The following is a 15,165-nucleotide window of genomic DNA, read 5'->3' as shown; positions in this document are numbered from 1 at the left end:
TTCGCGCGGACCGATCGGCTGATCGGCCGCTCTCCCCTTGAACAACGCTGGGAGGCCCACCCGGACGCGCGGCTATGCGGATCGCATGGGCTCGTCCCTCACCTCCAGAAGCAGTCGGCGGAAGTTGTCGGGCTCGTCGAAATGGGGCGTGTGGGCGGACCTTTCGAACCAGACCAACCGCTTCGCCGGCGCCTTCACCGAATCGAAGAATCGTTGCGCGGCCTCGCCGGGGGCCACGCGGTCATTGCGGCCCTGGGCCAGGACGATCGGAACCTCGAGGCTCGGCACGGTGGACACCAGATCCGTGCCGGCGAGCTCGGGCAGCAAAGCCGCCTGCGACACGCCGATGCCGCGGACCGCACGGATGACCTCGGCGATCGAATAGTCCGGCGAGCGGATCAGGCTGCCCAGCAGCGTACGGCGTACGCCGGCATAGTCTTTCCCGGCCGTGACGCCGCCGTAGTTGAATGCCCAGCGGGCCCGGGTGCTGAACTGTTTCACCGTTACGTGCGGGGGCGGCCCGATCTTCTCCAGCTGGCGGATCGCCCGCCGGTCGCCGTGCTCATGGGCGGTGCGCAGCACGAACTCGTACGTCCGGCGCTCGGCCGCCGGTATGTCGATGTCCATGCCGGTGGCCACGATGGCCGCGACCAGATCCGGCCGGCGTACGGCGGCCTCGGTGGCGAACGTGGCCCCGAAGGAGAACCCGGCGATGAAGACCTTCGTGCCGAAGCGCGTGTGCAGCTGCCGTAGCAGGGACACCGCGTCGTCCACCATCGCCGCCGGACTGATCTCGAAATGGTTCGCGCCCGGGCGCAGCGGCCGGGCCGACCGGCCGGTGCCCCGCTGATCCCAATAGACGACCGTGAAGTGCTCCTCCAGCCGGAGAAGCCGCTCGAAGATCCGGACCTCATTGATGATCGGCAGGCCGGGACCCTGCTGCATCACCAGCAGGATCGGCTGGGAGCCGTCCGTTCCCCGGACACGGATCCACTGCGTCGTGCCGCCGAGACGGACCGGCTCGAGTGAGTCGACGGTCATGGCAGGTTCCTCTCGACACTCACCGCTCCAGAGTGAGGCCACCGCCCGGCCCCGTCAGTGACCTCGGTCGGCGGCCGGCTGACAAAAGTCACCCTTGGGACTCGGCGAACAGCCGGGCGGGGTCGAGGATCCGGATGCCCTCGGGCGCGGTGGCGACGATCCCGGCGAGCCGCAGCTCCCGCAGCGCCCGGGCGACCACCTCGCGTACCGTGCCGGCCGCGTCCGCCAGCTCCTGGTGTGACACGTGGGCCACCAGGACGCCGTCCGGGCGTTGCCGCTCGGAGGCCAGGTCGAGCAGGTGGACCGCGACACGCTGGCGCACCGACCCGAACACGTTGACCGCGGTCTGCTCGAGCACCCCGTACAGGCGGCGGTTGAGCTCCTCGGCGATGGCCCACGAGACCCGGGGATCCTGGCGGGCGGCCGCGGTCAGCGTCCGTGTGCTGATCCGAAACACACTGGACGCCTCCAGCGTCTGGACGCTGGTGGTGGCCGGACCGCCGACCAGCACCGCGATCCCCAGCACGTCACCCGGCCGGGCATAGCGAATGGTGACCTGCCGGGCGCCGGGCGAGCTCAGATAGACCCGGATCAGGCCGCGGACGACCAATGCGGCCCGCGGGTCCTCGCCGGCGCGGTACACGGTCGTCCCGGCCGGGAAGTCGGCGCGCTCGCCCTCTTCCCGCAGCCTTTCCCGCAACTCGGCCGGCAGCCCGGCGAGGAAGCTGCGCGCCAGCGCGTCATCTAATGCCGAGTCGGCCACGCCGACCACGGTAGACGCCCATGTGGTCGCTCACCTTCCCGTCAGCCGCCGCTCACGTGTGGGGCGCCGACCGTGTAGAGCAGCGCCGCGAACGTGGCCAGGGAAATGAGTGCCGGAACGAGCTTTTTCATGGGTCAGCCTCCGCTGAAATGAGGGGCGCCGACCGTGTAGAGCAGCGCCGCTAACGTGGCCAGGGAAATGAGTGCCGGAATGAGCCTTTTCATCGGGTCAGCCTCCGTTGAGGTGAGTAGAGCGCCAAGGTGGTCGGGCCGGCGGTGCGGCGTGATCGGCGCATGGCCAGGACCACCAGTGCGCATGTGCCGCCCGCGATCAGGATGTCGCCGGGGCTGGCGATTTTGTGGAGCAGAGGCACGGGGATGATGTCGCCCAGGGCGGCCAGGCGGGTGCCGGCGTCGGCCGGAACGTTCTTGGGCCCCTGCAGGTCGGGCGGCAGGCCCAGGCGCACGGACGCCCCCGGGTCGTACGGCATGCGGCCGTTCAAGCCGATGACCAGCGCGTTCATCGCGGCCCCCAGCACGATGGCGGCGCCCGCCACGCGGATCGCGGCGGGCCAGGTGCGGAGGTTGACGGCCAGCCAGGCCAGCACGATCGCGAAGACCGGGATGAGCATCGGCACGCCGAGGTCGTCCTCGAGGAAGTGACGCACGCCGGGCGCGAAGTACTGGGTGAACTGGACGCCCGCGGCCAGCCACACCAGCCAGACCGCACGAATGCGAACCGTGCGGAACCCGGAGAGGCGCCCGCCGCTCAGGTAACCGATGATCACACCGGCGGCCGGCGGGAACACCGTGAGCAAGAAGAAACTGAAGGACACTTTGCCTCCCCCCGTCGGCGTGCAGGATCCGGTACGTCGTTCCTAGCCCTGTGCGGGCCGGGGAACTGCCACGTAACCGACAACCTCGCGCTGCGGACACAAGGGACGGATGGTGACCCTGGACGGCTATCCTCCGGCCCGCTGGGGGTCGATCAGCACTTTGGCGTGTGTCTCCGGATCGCCGAGCACCTCGAACGCCTGGGGTACGCCGTCGAGTCCGACCTGCCCGGTCATCAGCGGCGCCGGGTCGAGTTTGCCGTCGGCCAGCGCGTGCAGGGTGTCGCGGAACTCCAGCGGGGTGTAGCCGACGACGAACCGCAGGTCGAGTTCCTTGTTGACGGCCATCGACGGCCGGAACGTGTCGGCGCCCATGCACACGCCCACGACGACCACTCGGGAGTAGAGGGGCGCGCCGGTGAGGACCTGTTCGATCATGCCGGGTATCCCGACGCATTCGAAGACCACCGGGGCCTTGGGTTTGGTGGCGCCCAGTCTTTCGAGCACGCGCCAGGACTGCCACCACGGCACGGGGAGTCTGCCGAGCCGGGTGATGGCGTCGAGGGCCGCGCCGATCGGGGCCTGCATGGTGGTGAGATGCCCCCGACCGGTGCCGCCGGCGAAAGGGGAGGCGTCGCCGGGGTCGACCACGATGTCCGCGCCGCAGGCTCGGGCCAGGGCGCGACGACCGGGCGACGGGTCGCTCGCGAGCACGGTCGCGACGCCGCGGGCCTTGAGGACCAGGATGACGGCGAGACCGACCGGTCCGCAGCCGAGGACGACGGCGGTGTCCTTCCGCTTGACCTCGCCCCGGTTGACCGCGTGCCGGGCGACGGCGATCGGCTCGGTGAGGGCGGCGACGTCCAGGGACAGCCCATTGGGTACGCGCAAGGTGAGCGGTTCTTGGACGATCACGCGTTCGGCGTACGCACCGGGGGCCTTGGGGGACAGGCCGATCGCGTGGATCTCGCCGTTCTGCTGGACCAGCGGCAGCGCGACGACCGGTGTGCCGGCGGGGTGGGCGCCGCGGGTGCCGGGTCCGCGGTCGATGACCACGCCACTGAACTCGTGCCCCATCACGACCGGATCGCTCGTACGCATGTAGTCGTGGTAGCCGATCTCGCCGAGTACGCCGGCGAGGTCGTCCGAGTTCTGCCGGGAGTGCAGGTCCGAGCCGCAGATGCCGCACCGGTGCACCGCCAGCAGCAGCTGGCCCGGACCGGGCACGGGGTCGGGCACGTCGGCGACGGTCAGTTCGTGCTCGCGGCACACGACGGCCTTCATCGGGCCGCCGCCGGCTGTGTGCGTTGCGCGAGCCCGAACCCGCTGTCGACGATGACCATGCGACCTCCTCGCTCACGACGAGGCCAAAAGTACGCTCATGGTTTCTTTGAAGCAACGGGGTCAGTGATCGGCCAGCAGCACCGCCTCGTAGATCGTGACGATGGGGGCCACCAGGTGCTCGAGCCGGGGCGCCCGGCCCGGCGCCGTGGCCCGGATGGCCCGGGTCGCCAGCTCGTCGGCGCCGCCGATCGCGCAGATCGCCTCGAGCTCGCTCGGCCGCCGCACCCGCGGGTCGGCGGTCGCGGCCGTCTCGGCGAGCCGGGTGAAGTTGCGGGCGTGCTGTTCGAGCACCTGGTCGCGCTGGTCGAGCAGGCGCGACCCGGCGGCCCGCAACTCGACCATGAAGCTCACCGCGTAGGACGGTGCGCTCTCGAAGCCGGCCAGGTAGGCCTCGACCCCGGCCCGCATCCGCCGCCGCCAGTCGCCGTCACCGGCCAAGGCCACCTGATGCCTGATCAGGTCGAGCAGCTGGCGGCTGGCTTCCAGGTGGGCGCGGGCGAAGGCGTCCTGCTTGTCGTCGAACTGGTCGTAGAACGCGGTACGCGACACCCGGGCCCGGCCGATCACGTGCTGCACGGTCGTGGCCGCGTAGCCCCGGGCCGCCACCTCCTCGGTCACGGCCTGCAGGATCCGGCCCCGCTGGGAGGCCGCAACCTCCGACCCGGGCAGGGCGGCGCGGCCCCGCGGCAGGCCCAGCCGGTCCGGCATCAGCGTCAGGGCCGGCGCATCGTCCGCGCCGCGCTCGTCAGGTGCGGTCACGGACGAACGATATCCGCGAGTCGCTGGAGAAGTACGGGCAGCCGCAGGTACGAGGCGTGCTCGCCGCCGGTGTGGACACGTCCTCGGTCGACAGCTTCTCGTCCAGGTGGCGCAACGAGACCCGCAGACGCCCGTCGGATCCCTTGTACCGCAGGATCGTGGCGCCCCGCTCGGTGACGTCCTGCACCCGCGCGCCGTGGTTGGGGGTGGTGAACGCCTGCAACGGCGTCCCGTGCACGTCGAGCTTCTGGACCATCACGAAAAGGTCCATGTCGTCGGCGCCGCGCGCCTCGACCCACAGGTGCGCCTTCGGGTAGCCGACCAGCACGGTCTCCCGGTCGAACCGCGTCACGAACGACACCAGGTCCGGGTTCGACCCCACGATGTAGGCCGTCGGCGCCTCGGCTGCCGGCGGCGCGACGACCAAGGTCCGCGAGCCGCCGTCGAGGTAGAACTTCGTCGGCGCGACGCCCGCCGGCGGGAACTCATCCGCGGCGACCCGGATCGCGATCGGCCTCGGCGAGGATGTCCTCCTTCTGGCCCGGGCCGAAGAAGCTGAAGTCGCGCAGTTGCCGGGCGAAGCCGGTGTCCGGCATGCCGCCTCGCATCACCAGGTCGCGGTAGACGTCGCTCACGCCCTCCCATGGGTTGATCGCCGCCAGGTGCGGCGGCTGCTCGGCGGCGGTGAACCACTGCGAGACCGCCAGGTAGGAGGTGCCGCTCATCGCGACCTTGCCGGTGCACCAGTCCTGGACGGCCAGCCACTCGATCAGGTCGTAACAGTCGCGGCCCTCCTGGCGATCCCACAGCCCCGACACGGTCTTGTTGTCCAGCCCGACCAGCCCGAAGATGCCCAGCACGCTGGACGAGGTGCCCTGGCCCTTGCCGTACGGGCTGTAAGCGACGATGACCGGCACCTTGTCCGCCCCGGCCGGCCGGAACACGTCGACATGGATCGTGACGCCGTCGCGCAGGGTCACCGCGACGTCCTTCTCGAACACGACGTCGACCGGGATCGGCCGGAAGGGTGGCGCGATCTGGAAGCCGGCTTCCAAGGTCCTGGTGAAGCTCCTCCGGGCCGACGGCGTGGCCGCCGGCCCGGTCAGACCGGGAGCCGCCGAGCCATCCTCGACGCGGCCCGGGCCCGCTTCGCGGCCGACGGTTTCACCGCGACGACGATCCGCCGGGTCGCCGCCGACGCCGGGGTGGACGCCGCCCTGGTCATGCAGTTCCTCAAGTCCAAGGACGAGCTGTTCGGCGCCGTCATGTCGGTGCCGCCGGAGGCCCTCGCGCGCATGACCGACGCCTGGCAGGGCCCCGAGGACGGCATCGGGGAACGCGTGACGCGCGCCTTCCTCGGTGTCTGGGAGGACGATCCGGCGGCCTCCGAGTCGTTGCTGGCGATGCTCCGCGGCGCCATCGCTCACGAACAGGCCGCCGCCCAGCTCCGCGACTTCATCGAAGCCCGCCTGATGCGGGGCGTCGCCGTGCACATGCCGGACGACTACCACACCCGCCTGCGAGCCGGCCTCGCCGCGGCCATGCTGGTCGGGATCATCGTGGCCCGGCGCATCGTCCGCGTGCCGACCATCGCGAACGAGAGCCTGGATTCGATCGCGGCCACGTCCGGCATCGCGTTGCAGGCACTTCTCGCGCCGGCTTGACCGGTCCGCAGGCTGCGGCCATCGCCGTCAGTAGCCGGTGCCGGCGTCCCCCGCGCCGTGGCCGGCCAGCAGCACCGCCGCGATGATGGCGGCGATCAGGACCGCGGCGATGACGATCCACATGATGACTCGTCGAGGGGTCACGAAGGACATTGTTCATCGTCTTCAACGGTCCTGCTCCGCGAACTCGCCGGGCGGCCGCGGGCCGGCGACGGCGAACAAGCCCGCCGGCGGCAGCAGGCGCCCGTCCTTGACGTGCGAGTAGTCGCGGGCTTCCGCCACCAGGCCGCGGTCGTCGAAGCGCAGCACCGTGCAACCGGAGATGGTGACCGCCCGGCCGTCCGGGTAGGTCACCGCCCAGTACTCCACGGCGGCCACGTCGCCGTCGACCTGCGGCTCACCGAACCAGACCTCGGCCGGGCGGGTCTCCTCGTCGAAGCACTCGTGCAGGTAGGTGCGCAGACCCGCGCGTCCGCGGTACCGGCGGAACATCGACGCCCAATGATCCGCCTCCTCGGCCTGCAGCTCGGCGATCGCGTCCACGTCCTTGGCCGGCCAACTCCGAGCCCACACCGCCGCCCACCGCCGGGCCGCCTCGCGCACCTTCATGGTCACTCCTCCTGCGACAACGTCTCGCCGGAGTTCTAGCACCCGCCTACGACAAGAACGGCGGCGATCTTCAGAGGCCGAGCGTGACCGGGTCGGCGGGTATCCCGTACGCGAGCAGGTCGGTCAGCGTTGTGGCGAGGTCACGGGGCGAGAACAGGTCAGGGCCGGTGTGGTCGGTGATCTCGGAGAGCGGCCACCATCGGAACGCGGCGAGGTGCTCGGCGGCGAGCTGGTCGTCGGTGAACTCGCCCCGGGGCTCGAAATGGGCGGTGCGGACGAGGAAGTAGTCGTTGACGATGCCGTCGAAGCCGGGCGGATGATCTGCGGCGACCACGACTTGATGCCAGACGTGCGGCGGATCGACGGCGGTGACCAGGCCGGTTTCCTCGCGCAGCTCACGCCGCAACGCGGACTGCCGGTCCTCGCCTGGTTCGACGCCGCCGCCGGGAGCGGCCCAGACGGCCGGCGCCCCGTCCGGGACCGCCGGGTGCGGGACGACGAATCGGCACAGCAGGACGCGATCGTCCTCGTCGAGGATGATCGCGCGGACGGAGGCTCGAAGATTCAGCGACATGGCCGACGCAGGGTAACGCGCGTCAGGTCGCCCGTTTCTCCGGCGACTCGAGCAGCGCCGCGCCGAGGGGGGTGATGCTGTGCAGCACGGCCTTGCCGATCCGGCTGGTGTGGATGAGCCCGGCCTCCCGCAGGACGAACGTGTGCTGGCTGACCGCCGCGACGCTGACCCCGACGCGGCGGGCCAGCTCGGATGTGGTGCGCCCCTGCCCGATCGACTCCAGCACCGCCGTGCGGGTCATCCCGATCAGCGCGGCGATCGAGACGTTCGCCTGGCGCGACGAGAGCGAGAGGCCGTGCTCGACGGGATAGACCAGGACGGGCGGGAGCTTGGGGTCGTGCAGCACGTCGGCGGTGTGCCAGGACAGGAACGACGGTTGCAGCAGCAGGCCACGACCTTCCAGGTGCAGCGTCTGGTCGTACGCGACGTCCGGCAGCTCCAGCACCGGCGGATTCCACCGCATCATGGGCCGGTAGCTGCGCAGCAGCCCTTCGCTACCGCCGTCCAGGAACGCCCGCGCCCGCTTGGCGCGGTCGGCCTCCACATGCGCGCGCACCTCCGGCCAGATCGGCGCGACCACCGCCTCGTGGTGGGAGCCGATGGCTTCGGTGAGCCGTTGCAGCGCCTCCGAGTCCCCGTCGGCGAGCGCGGTGGCCCACGACGGCAGCGGTGAGCCCTGCCGGGCCAGCAGGGCGATGTCGTGGCGCAACCGGGACCGGGGTGTGTGCAGCAGCGCGTCGAGTCCGGCCGCCAAGCCGGACGCGCCCTCGGGCGGGGTGAGGAAGTCGGGGAAGAATCCGCCGGGTACCAGAGGCATCAACTGGTCCAGATCGGGGCGGCGGCACGCGCGAAGGGCGTGCTGCCGCCAGCGTCCGAAGACCAGCGGGGGGCCCGCGTAGCGAAGCCTGAACAGGCTGAACACCGTCTCCCACATGGGATCGGGCTGGTGTGCCAGCCGGACCCGGCCGACGTCCTCGGCGGTGAAGTGGATACGCAGCACGAGACCCCCGTCGACTCGTCGCTCGATCGACTCCTATCAGTGGGAGGGTATCAAGGCGAGTCGACCGCTCGCTGCCGCGAAGAGTGCCAAAAACGCACATACCAGCAGGTCGCGGGTGTACGGGTGAGCCGGGGTCACCGCCGATCGGGATCATGACCCGGCTCCGGGCACCGGCACGAGCGACGGCGCCGAACCGGTCGCCAGCAGCTCGGCGACCCGCTGCCTGACCGCCGGGAGCTGGGCGTACAGGATGCCGCCCGGGCACTCGGTCGCTCCCCAGTCGCGATGGCCGGGGATCACCGGCACGGTACGGGCGGCGCCGCTGATCGGGTTGACGTAGCTCGCGGTGGCCAGCGGGTCCAGCCCGGCCCACCCGGCGATCGCGGCGAGCAGCCGGATCAGCGCGTCCCCGGCCGCGGTCGTCGGCGCGCGGTCGACGAACGTCCCGAGCAGCACGACCCCCACGTTGCCGGCGTTGAAGCCGCCGACGTGCGAGGCGTTGACCATCCGCCGCTGTGGGTCGAACCCGGGAACGCCGTCGTCGCCGGAATGGCGGCCCTCGTAGACCGTGCCGGCTTCGTCGATCAGGAAGTGGTACCCGAAGTCCCCGTACGCGCGGTCGATGGTCTGGTAGCGGTAGATCGACCGCATCCGCGCGGCCGGGTCCGGGTCGTTGTTCGCGGTGGCCGTGTGGTGCACGGTCACGGTCTGGACCGGCCAGTATGTCTGCGGGTAGCGCTCGGCCCCGGTCGCGTCGAAGCGCAGCGATTCGTCGGCTCCCCAAGCGGCGCGGTCCAGGTAACGGCAGCCGGCCAGCTCGGCCGCCTCCTCGGCCGAGGCCGGCGGGCCGTCCCCGGGGGTCAGCGCCACCGCCTGGCCGCCCGGCGGCAGCTGGAGCTGGAGACGCTCGCCGCCGGCGACCGGTATCCAGGCCGTCTGCTCGGCCGGCGCGCCGGCGGCGTCTCCGCGACCGCCGCCGCACCCGGCTCGGATCCCACGCCACCCGCCGAACCGGCCGGCCCGGTCGGCGAACCTGATCCGGCCGGGCCGGGCGCCGGCGGGCCAGCGCACGGCCACGTACCGCACCGGACCGGCCGGCGGAGTGCCCGGGCCGGCGGCGGCCGCGGGCCGCCCCCGTCCGAGGACCGCCGTCGCCGCTCCGGCGCCGAGCAGACCGAGCACGGCCCGCCGCCCCATTCCCGTTGCATGCTCACCGTGTGCGGTCATCACGATCTCCCGTTCGGCTCAGTACGGGTCCGTGCAGACGGACTGACCGCCCGACGAGAAGACGAAGGCGCAGGCGCGGGCGGTCAGGCCGGCGTCGTTGACGACCGGGGTGTACGTCGACATGCTCCCGTACCCGGGGTAGGTCACCCGCAGCGACCCGTTCGCGTCGTAGCCGCGGATCTCGACGTACGAGCCACGCGCCCAGGCCATCCGGCACTGCCGGCTGTACCGCAGCTCCACGGTGCCTCCGCCGGGGACCGGAGCCGACTTCACCGTCGTGAAGCCGCCGCACAGCACGAAGGCGCCCTGCGCGTTCTCGTAGCGCGCCTGGGTCGGATCGACTCCGTCACAGACGATGTAGCAGCTCCGCACCAGCGCGGCCGAGGCCGGCTGAGCGGGCAGGATCGCCGCCGCGACCAGTGTCAACGCGCTCGCGGCCACCGCGGTGTATCGACGCCATCTCATCGTGGTTTCTCCTTTGTGGAAGCGAATCCTTCGGACAAGCGACGTAGTGATGGTGGGAATCCGCGCGCCGGCCTCGCCGCACTGTTAAGCCAGCGCTGAAAGGTTCGCCGCGTCCTTTCACCTCTCGCTTAATGCTGCGGTGGTCGTGCCGGCCCGGCTCGAAGCATGGCGCTCATGAGAATCGATCGCATCCTGGCCCCCATGCTGGCCGCCACCATGGTCACCAGCCTGATGGCGCCGGCCGGCGCCGCACCGCCGGCCGAGCGCGAACCTGTCCGCGCGAGCACGTCCGCCGTTCCGGAGGCAAGCCGCGACGCGCTGCTGGGCGAGCGATGGCGGTCCTCCGAGGACCGCGCGTGGACCGTCTCCGGTGACGGCGACGGGCTGCACGTCCTGGTCGCCGACGCCCGGCAGGGCTACGCCTGGCGGACGGTGGCGACGCTGTCCGAGCCCGGGGTCGAGACCGACAGCTGGATCGGCAACGCCTGTGTGACGGCTTCCGGGCGGCGGGCGGTCGTCGTCTACGCGCCCCGCACCTTCACCAACCAGGAGGACCTGTTCGACCGGGGCGCCTTTGCGGCGGTGGTGGACCTGCGCACGGGCGCCGCCCGCAAGCTGCCGCACCGGGTCAGCCTCGCCTACTTCGATCCGGGCTGCGGCGCCGGCGAGACGGCCGTGCTCACTCAGGCCGGCGACCAGGACCTCGGCCGAACCCGTCTGCTGCGGCTCGACACCGCGACGGCGAAGGTCGGCGCCCCGATCGAGGTGCCTGGCCAGCTGACCTCGGCCGTACCGACCCCGTCCGGCATCGTCGGCGCCGACCGTGGAGCGATCGTGAAGGTCGAGCCGTCGGGCCGGCGACGGGTGCTGGCCCGTACCGCCGCGGTGCCGTTCCGGCTGGCGGCGGACGCCGGCGGCGGCGTCGTGTACCTCGATCGCGACGGCGCCGCCCGGGCGAAGGCCTGGCGGCTGGACGGGGCGGCCGTGCGCGGCGGCGGCCGGCCGGCCGAGCTTGCGGCCGGCGCTCTTCCCACCTTGGACGTGACGAGCGGCCGCGGCGGGCGGGTGTACGTCACCGGGGCCGCTCGGACCGCTCGCGTGCCGGGCACGGCCGGCGTCGAGCTGCTCGACATACCGGCCGGCGCGAGAATCTCCACCGACGGCGGCCTCGCGGTCACCGCCGTCCAGCCCGCCGGATCGGCCGACCCGCGCCGGCCCGCCGACCCCACGGTCCCGTCGCGGATGACCATCCGCGCCACGGCGCTGGAGACCGGCCGGGCGGTGTCGTTCGCCGACGTGCCGACCCGGGCGACCGGCCCGGCCGCCGCATCCGGCCGCGCCCTGAGCCCGTCGCTCGCCGCCGCGACGGCGTCCATCGACCGGCGTGACATCGCCGCGTCGGCGTCCCCCGACCGGCGTGACACCGCCGCGTCGGCGTCCCCCGACCGGCGGGTGGCAGCCGGCGATCCGGCCGACCCGGCGGACTTCGCCGACCGGTACTGCTCGGTGCCCCGCAACGACCCGCACAACCAGGCCATGCAGCCGAAACCGCGGCAGGTGGAGTGGGCGGTGGACCAGGCGGTGCGCCAGTCGCTGACGCTCACCCGCCCGGCCAACTGGAAGAACCTCGGCATGCCGGCCTACAGCCCCGGCGCGCTGTTCCCGCCGATCCCGCTGGACGGCGGCGGGTACGTCCCCGCCCAGATCATGCTCGGCATCGCCGCCCAGGAGTCGAACCTGTGGCAGGCGTCCCGGTTCGCGCTGCCCGGCATGACCGCCAACCCGCTGATCGGCAACTTCTACGGCCTGGACATCTACAACGGCACTACCGACGACGACTGGACGATCCGGTGGGACCGGGCCGACTGCGGCTACGGCGTCACGCAGGTCACCGACGGCATGCGGCGCGCCGGCCGGGAGAAGCCGGGTGAGACCGCGCTGCCGTACGACACCCAGCGGGCGGTGGCCCTCGACTTCGCCGCGAACGTGGCCGCCGGCGTACGGATCCTGCAGTCCAAATGGAACCAGACCCGGGCGGCCGGCCTGAACGTTCACGACGGTGTCGCCTCGCGGATCGAGAACTGGTACTTCGCGGTGTGGGCGTACAACAGCGGCTTCCATCCGGCGTCGGAGGCGGGCGCGAACGGCGGGGCGTGGGGGGTCGGATGGGCCAACAACCCGGCCAACCCGCGATTCCCGGCCAACCGGGGCTCGTTCCTGGAGACCGACGACTACCACGACGACTACGCCGACGCGGCGCACCCGCAGGACTGGCCGTACCCGGAGAAGGTGATGGGGTGGGCCGGGCACCCGGTCCAGGTGCCCGAGTCGCCCGACGTGACCGTCGTCGGTTACCGCTCCGCGTCGTGGAACGGCGGCGACGTGTGGGGGCCGATCAACCGGCATCACGTGATCCCCGGGCTGGACCAGTTCTGCGACGCCAGCGACAACTGCGAGTGGGGCTCGCACTGGCTGCCCGACGCGCCGGAGGTGACCGGCGAGCCGGCCGGCCCGTGCAACCACCGGGACGCGAGCAACCGGGTCGACCTCAAATGCTGGTACCACCAGCCGGCCGGGTGGAAGCCGGACTGCCCGTCGACATGCGGGCTCGAGCTCGTACGGTTCGACCCCGGTTACCCGTACGAGCCGGACGGCGCCTCGTACCCGCCCCGGTGCGACCTGTCCGGTCTGCCCGGCGGGGCGCTGGTCATCGACAACCTGCCGGACGGCACCCCGTCGGTACGGCCGGACTGCGGCCGGCCGTGGACCAACGCCGGCTCGTTCTCCTTCACCTACCAGGCCGACCAGGACGGCCGTTATCCCGGGAAAATCGACACCCATCAGCTCGGCACCGGTTTCGGCGGCCATTTCTGGATGTCCAACGCCCGCACTCCCGGCGCCGAGGACGGCAAGCTGGAGGTGGTCGGCCGCTGGCGGTTCGGCCAGGCGCAGGTGGGCCTCGGCAAGATCATGGTGCATCTGCCCCAGCTGAACAACGGCAACGAGCGCGCCTGGTACCAGATCCGCACCGCGTACGGCGACCGGGTCGCCGTGCTCAACCAGCGCGGCAGCGGCAACCGATGGGTGACGCTGGGCACGTACCGGTTCAACAACGTGCCCGAGGTGTCGCTGACCACCAGAACGGTCAACGCCACCGGCAACGAGCGGGTCGCCTGGGACGCGGTGGCCTACGTGCCGGTGTCCGGCCATACGCTGCGGGTCCTGCACTGGAACATCGCCGGCGCGGCCCTGAACGACGGCGACACGTTCGTCGTCGACCGGCTGGTGCGGGAGATCCTGGCCCGCCGGCCGGATGTGGTGACCACCGACGAGATGTGCTACAGCCAGTTCGACAACCTGCGCGGCAAGCTGGCACAGGCGGGCTACCGGATGGAGGGCAACTTCCAGACGACCGGCCTGGGAACCAACGTCACCTGCTTCAACGCGGGCGACGTCCGGCTGAACGAGGGGATCGCGGTGTTCGTCAAGGGCACGGTCGTCCGGAACACCAACTACCTGTTCGTCGACGGCAACGAGCTGGTCACCACGCCGACCGTACGACCACCGCAGGGCCGGGGCGTGGCCTGCACGACCGTCCGGTTCAGCGACGTCGGCGAGGACGTCAAGGCCTGCGTCACGCACCTGGAGACCGGCTACCCGGCCGACCAGACCGCGGCGGTGCAGGTCCGCGAGCTGGCCCGGGTGTTCGGGCCGGAGGCGCGGCAGATGCCGTTCATCCTGGCCGGCGACACCAACATCGACACCAACGCCCGCGCGGACGCCAACATGGGCGCGCTGTACAGCTACCCCCTGGGCATCGGCGATTTCAACGAGGTCGAGCAGGAGCGGGCCTGCGTGGTGGACCTGACCTGCGAGGTGTACCAGGGCGGCTCGGACACCTTCCGGGGCAAGGACGACCAGCCGGACGGGTCGTCGCGGAAGCTGGACTACATCTTCGCGGACCGGTGGCATCTGCACGTGCCGGTCGGACGCGCCGGCACGGTCACCGATGTCGGGCAGTGCGGCAGCGACAACGAGCCGTGCTCCGACCATTACATGGTCTACGGCGAGGTGCAGCTGCCCACCGGCACGTGATCGCGAGCGGTGCCGCCGGGCTGCCGAACCGGCGGCCCGGCGGCGCGGCCCGCGTTTCGATGAGGCGGCTCACCCCGGCCGCCGGTCGGGCGGCGCTTCCTGGCGCGGCGGACCAGTTCGGCGGCGCCCCCGAACACGAACGACAGGGCCACGCCGACGGCGAGGCCGAGCAGGGGGTTCTCGGCGAACGCGGCGCCGCCCAGGAAGCCCAGCCCGGCGGTGTACGCGGCCCAGGCCAGCGCCGCGATCGCCGAGGCGGGGCTGAACCGGGACAGCGGCAACCGGGCCGAGCCGCAGGCCAGGTTCATCGCCACGCGGCCGCCCGGCAGGAAGCGGGAGGTCACGATCAGCAGGGCCGGCCGGCGGCCGAGATGCCGGCCCGCCGCGTCCACGGCGCGGCTGACGTGCCGGGAGCGCCTGATCAGGCGGGGACCGGCGACACTGCGGCCGAGGCCGTACGCGAGGTGGTCGCCGACGAAGACGCCCAGGGCGGTGGCGACGACGACGAGCGGCAGGCTCGGCGTGCCGGCATGGGCGAACACCCCCGCGGTCAGGACCGCCGCCTCCGACGGGATCATCGGCAGCACGCCGTCCAGGCTGCTCAGCCCGGTCAGCAGGGGATAGAGCAGCGGCGAGGTCATCAGCGGGTCGACCAGGGTGAGGTCCATGTGCCGAAGCGTGAGCGCGAGGTTCGGGCCCGGGCGTCGGTCCTCGGTACCGTCGCGGGTCACTCTCGGGTAGGGGGCCGGATACCTCTCGCGATGGACGTGCCGCCGGTAGTGATCTTGCTAG

15 protein-coding genes are annotated in these 15,165 nt (G+C 71.9%); 2 read left to right on the top strand and 13 right to left on the bottom strand.

The annotated features are described in order from the left end of the window. Positions 1-72 precede the first annotated feature (72 nt). The 7 genes from ACZ6TB_RS23110 to ACZ6TB_RS23080 all read right to left on the bottom strand — a co-directional run bounded on the left by ACZ6TB_RS23110 (position 73) and on the right by ACZ6TB_RS23080 (position 5,719). Entirely contained in the window at positions 73-1,041 is a 969-nt protein-coding gene (locus tag ACZ6TB_RS23110) for an alpha/beta fold hydrolase (protein ID WP_465556778.1), read from the bottom strand. A gap of 88 nt (positions 1,042-1,129) precedes the next feature. Further along, positions 1,130-1,804, bottom strand: coding sequence for a Crp/Fnr family transcriptional regulator (locus tag ACZ6TB_RS23105; protein WP_465556776.1), 675 nt, complete (start codon positions 1,802-1,804; stop codon positions 1,130-1,132). Positions 1,805-2,024: 220 nt separating this feature from the next. Continuing rightward, on the bottom strand, positions 2,025-2,639 hold the full coding sequence (locus ACZ6TB_RS23100) for a DUF5317 family protein (protein WP_465556774.1): 615 nt from the start codon (positions 2,637-2,639) through the stop codon (positions 2,025-2,027). 126 nt (positions 2,640-2,765) lie between these two features. Beyond that, positions 2,766-3,920 (bottom strand): zinc-binding dehydrogenase, encoded by a 1,155-nt coding sequence (locus ACZ6TB_RS23095; RefSeq protein WP_465556772.1) that lies wholly within the window; start codon positions 3,918-3,920, stop codon positions 2,766-2,768. Between the two features lie 120 nt (positions 3,921-4,040). Next, positions 4,041-4,739 (bottom strand): TetR/AcrR family transcriptional regulator, encoded by a 699-nt coding sequence (locus ACZ6TB_RS23090; RefSeq protein ID WP_465556770.1) that lies wholly within the window; start codon positions 4,737-4,739, stop codon positions 4,041-4,043. Further along, a complete protein-coding gene (locus ACZ6TB_RS23085; RefSeq protein WP_465557239.1) occupies positions 4,726-5,244 on the bottom strand; it encodes a CocE/NonD family hydrolase C-terminal non-catalytic domain-containing protein in 519 nt (172 codons plus the stop codon). The genes ACZ6TB_RS23090 and ACZ6TB_RS23085 overlap by 14 nt, the downstream gene beginning before the upstream one ends. After that, on the bottom strand, positions 5,225-5,719 hold the full coding sequence (locus tag ACZ6TB_RS23080) for a CocE/NonD family hydrolase (RefSeq protein ID WP_465556768.1): 495 nt from the start codon (positions 5,717-5,719) through the stop codon (positions 5,225-5,227). Before ACZ6TB_RS23080 ends, ACZ6TB_RS23085 begins: the two co-directional genes overlap by 20 nt. On the opposite strand from ACZ6TB_RS23080, the gene ACZ6TB_RS23075 reads away from it, so the two are divergent. After that, on the top strand, positions 5,690-6,403 hold the full coding sequence (locus tag ACZ6TB_RS23075) for a TetR/AcrR family transcriptional regulator (RefSeq protein ID WP_465556766.1): 714 nt from the start codon (positions 5,690-5,692) through the stop codon (positions 6,401-6,403). The genes ACZ6TB_RS23080 and ACZ6TB_RS23075 overlap by 30 nt on opposite strands. Positions 6,404-6,568: 165 nt before the next feature. Here the strand turns inward: ACZ6TB_RS23075 and ACZ6TB_RS23070 are convergent, their stop codons facing one another. The 5 genes from ACZ6TB_RS23070 to ACZ6TB_RS23050 form a co-directional block, all read right to left on the bottom strand. Beyond that, positions 6,569-7,012, bottom strand: a complete 444-nt coding sequence (locus ACZ6TB_RS23070) for a nuclear transport factor 2 family protein (protein ID WP_465556764.1) — start codon at positions 7,010-7,012, stop codon at positions 6,569-6,571. A gap of 70 nt (positions 7,013-7,082) precedes the next feature. After that, positions 7,083-7,586 (bottom strand): NUDIX hydrolase, encoded by a 504-nt coding sequence (locus tag ACZ6TB_RS23065; protein ID WP_465556762.1) that lies wholly within the window; start codon positions 7,584-7,586, stop codon positions 7,083-7,085. 22 nt (positions 7,587-7,608) lie between these two features. Further along, positions 7,609-8,586, bottom strand: coding sequence for an ArsR/SmtB family transcription factor (locus ACZ6TB_RS23060; protein WP_465556760.1), 978 nt, complete (start codon positions 8,584-8,586; stop codon positions 7,609-7,611). A 150-nt stretch (positions 8,587-8,736) separates the two neighbouring features. Beyond that, a complete protein-coding gene (locus ACZ6TB_RS23055; protein ID WP_465556759.1) occupies positions 8,737-9,813 on the bottom strand; it encodes an N-acetylmuramoyl-L-alanine amidase in 1,077 nt (358 codons plus the stop codon). Between the two features lie 18 nt (positions 9,814-9,831). Continuing rightward, positions 9,832-10,278 (bottom strand): DUF2690 domain-containing protein, encoded by a 447-nt coding sequence (locus ACZ6TB_RS23050; protein ID WP_465556757.1) that lies wholly within the window; start codon positions 10,276-10,278, stop codon positions 9,832-9,834. 174 nt (positions 10,279-10,452) lie between these two features. Between ACZ6TB_RS23050 and ACZ6TB_RS23045 the strand changes: the two genes are divergently transcribed. Beyond that, positions 10,453-14,373 carry an endonuclease/exonuclease/phosphatase family protein gene (locus ACZ6TB_RS23045; protein ID WP_465556755.1) on the top strand — a complete coding sequence of 1,307 codons (3,921 nt, stop codon included), beginning with the start codon at positions 10,453-10,455 and terminating at the stop codon, positions 14,371-14,373. Here ACZ6TB_RS23045 and ACZ6TB_RS23040 read toward each other — a convergent pair. After that, positions 14,340-15,041 carry a DedA family protein gene (locus tag ACZ6TB_RS23040; RefSeq protein ID WP_465556753.1) on the bottom strand — a complete coding sequence of 234 codons (702 nt, stop codon included), beginning with the start codon at positions 15,039-15,041 and terminating at the stop codon, positions 14,340-14,342. The genes ACZ6TB_RS23045 and ACZ6TB_RS23040 overlap by 34 nt on opposite strands. Positions 15,042-15,165 lie beyond the last annotated feature (124 nt).

Source organism: Actinoplanes sp. NPDC051537 (assembly GCF_055586105.1).
Note: the sequence above shows the minus strand (reverse complement) of the source record. Positions and strands in the feature narration are given on the sequence as shown.

Coding starts and splice junctions, on each gene's coding strand:
- ACZ6TB_RS23075 (WP_465556766.1), top strand. CDS start 5,690: ATGGATCGTGACGCCGTCGCGCAGGGTCACCGCGACGTCCTTCTCGAA.
- ACZ6TB_RS23065 (WP_465556762.1), bottom strand. CDS start 7,586: ATGTCGCTGAATCTTCGAGCCTCCGTCCGCGCGATCATCCTCGACGAG.
- ACZ6TB_RS23095 (WP_465556772.1), bottom strand. CDS start 3,920: ATGAAGGCCGTCGTGTGCCGCGAGCACGAACTGACCGTCGCCGACGTG.
- ACZ6TB_RS23070 (WP_465556764.1), bottom strand. CDS start 7,012: ATGAAGGTGCGCGAGGCGGCCCGGCGGTGGGCGGCGGTGTGGGCTCGG.
- ACZ6TB_RS23045 (WP_465556755.1), top strand. CDS start 10,453: ATGAGAATCGATCGCATCCTGGCCCCCATGCTGGCCGCCACCATGGTC.
- ACZ6TB_RS23050 (WP_465556757.1), bottom strand. CDS start 10,278: ATGAGATGGCGTCGATACACCGCGGTGGCCGCGAGCGCGTTGACACTG.
- ACZ6TB_RS23055 (WP_465556759.1), bottom strand. CDS start 9,813: ATGACCGCACACGGTGAGCATGCAACGGGAATGGGGCGGCGGGCCGTG.
- ACZ6TB_RS23110 (WP_465556778.1), bottom strand. CDS start 1,041: ATGACCGTCGACTCACTCGAGCCGGTCCGTCTCGGCGGCACGACGCAG.
- ACZ6TB_RS23040 (WP_465556753.1), bottom strand. CDS start 15,041: ATGGACCTCACCCTGGTCGACCCGCTGATGACCTCGCCGCTGCTCTAT.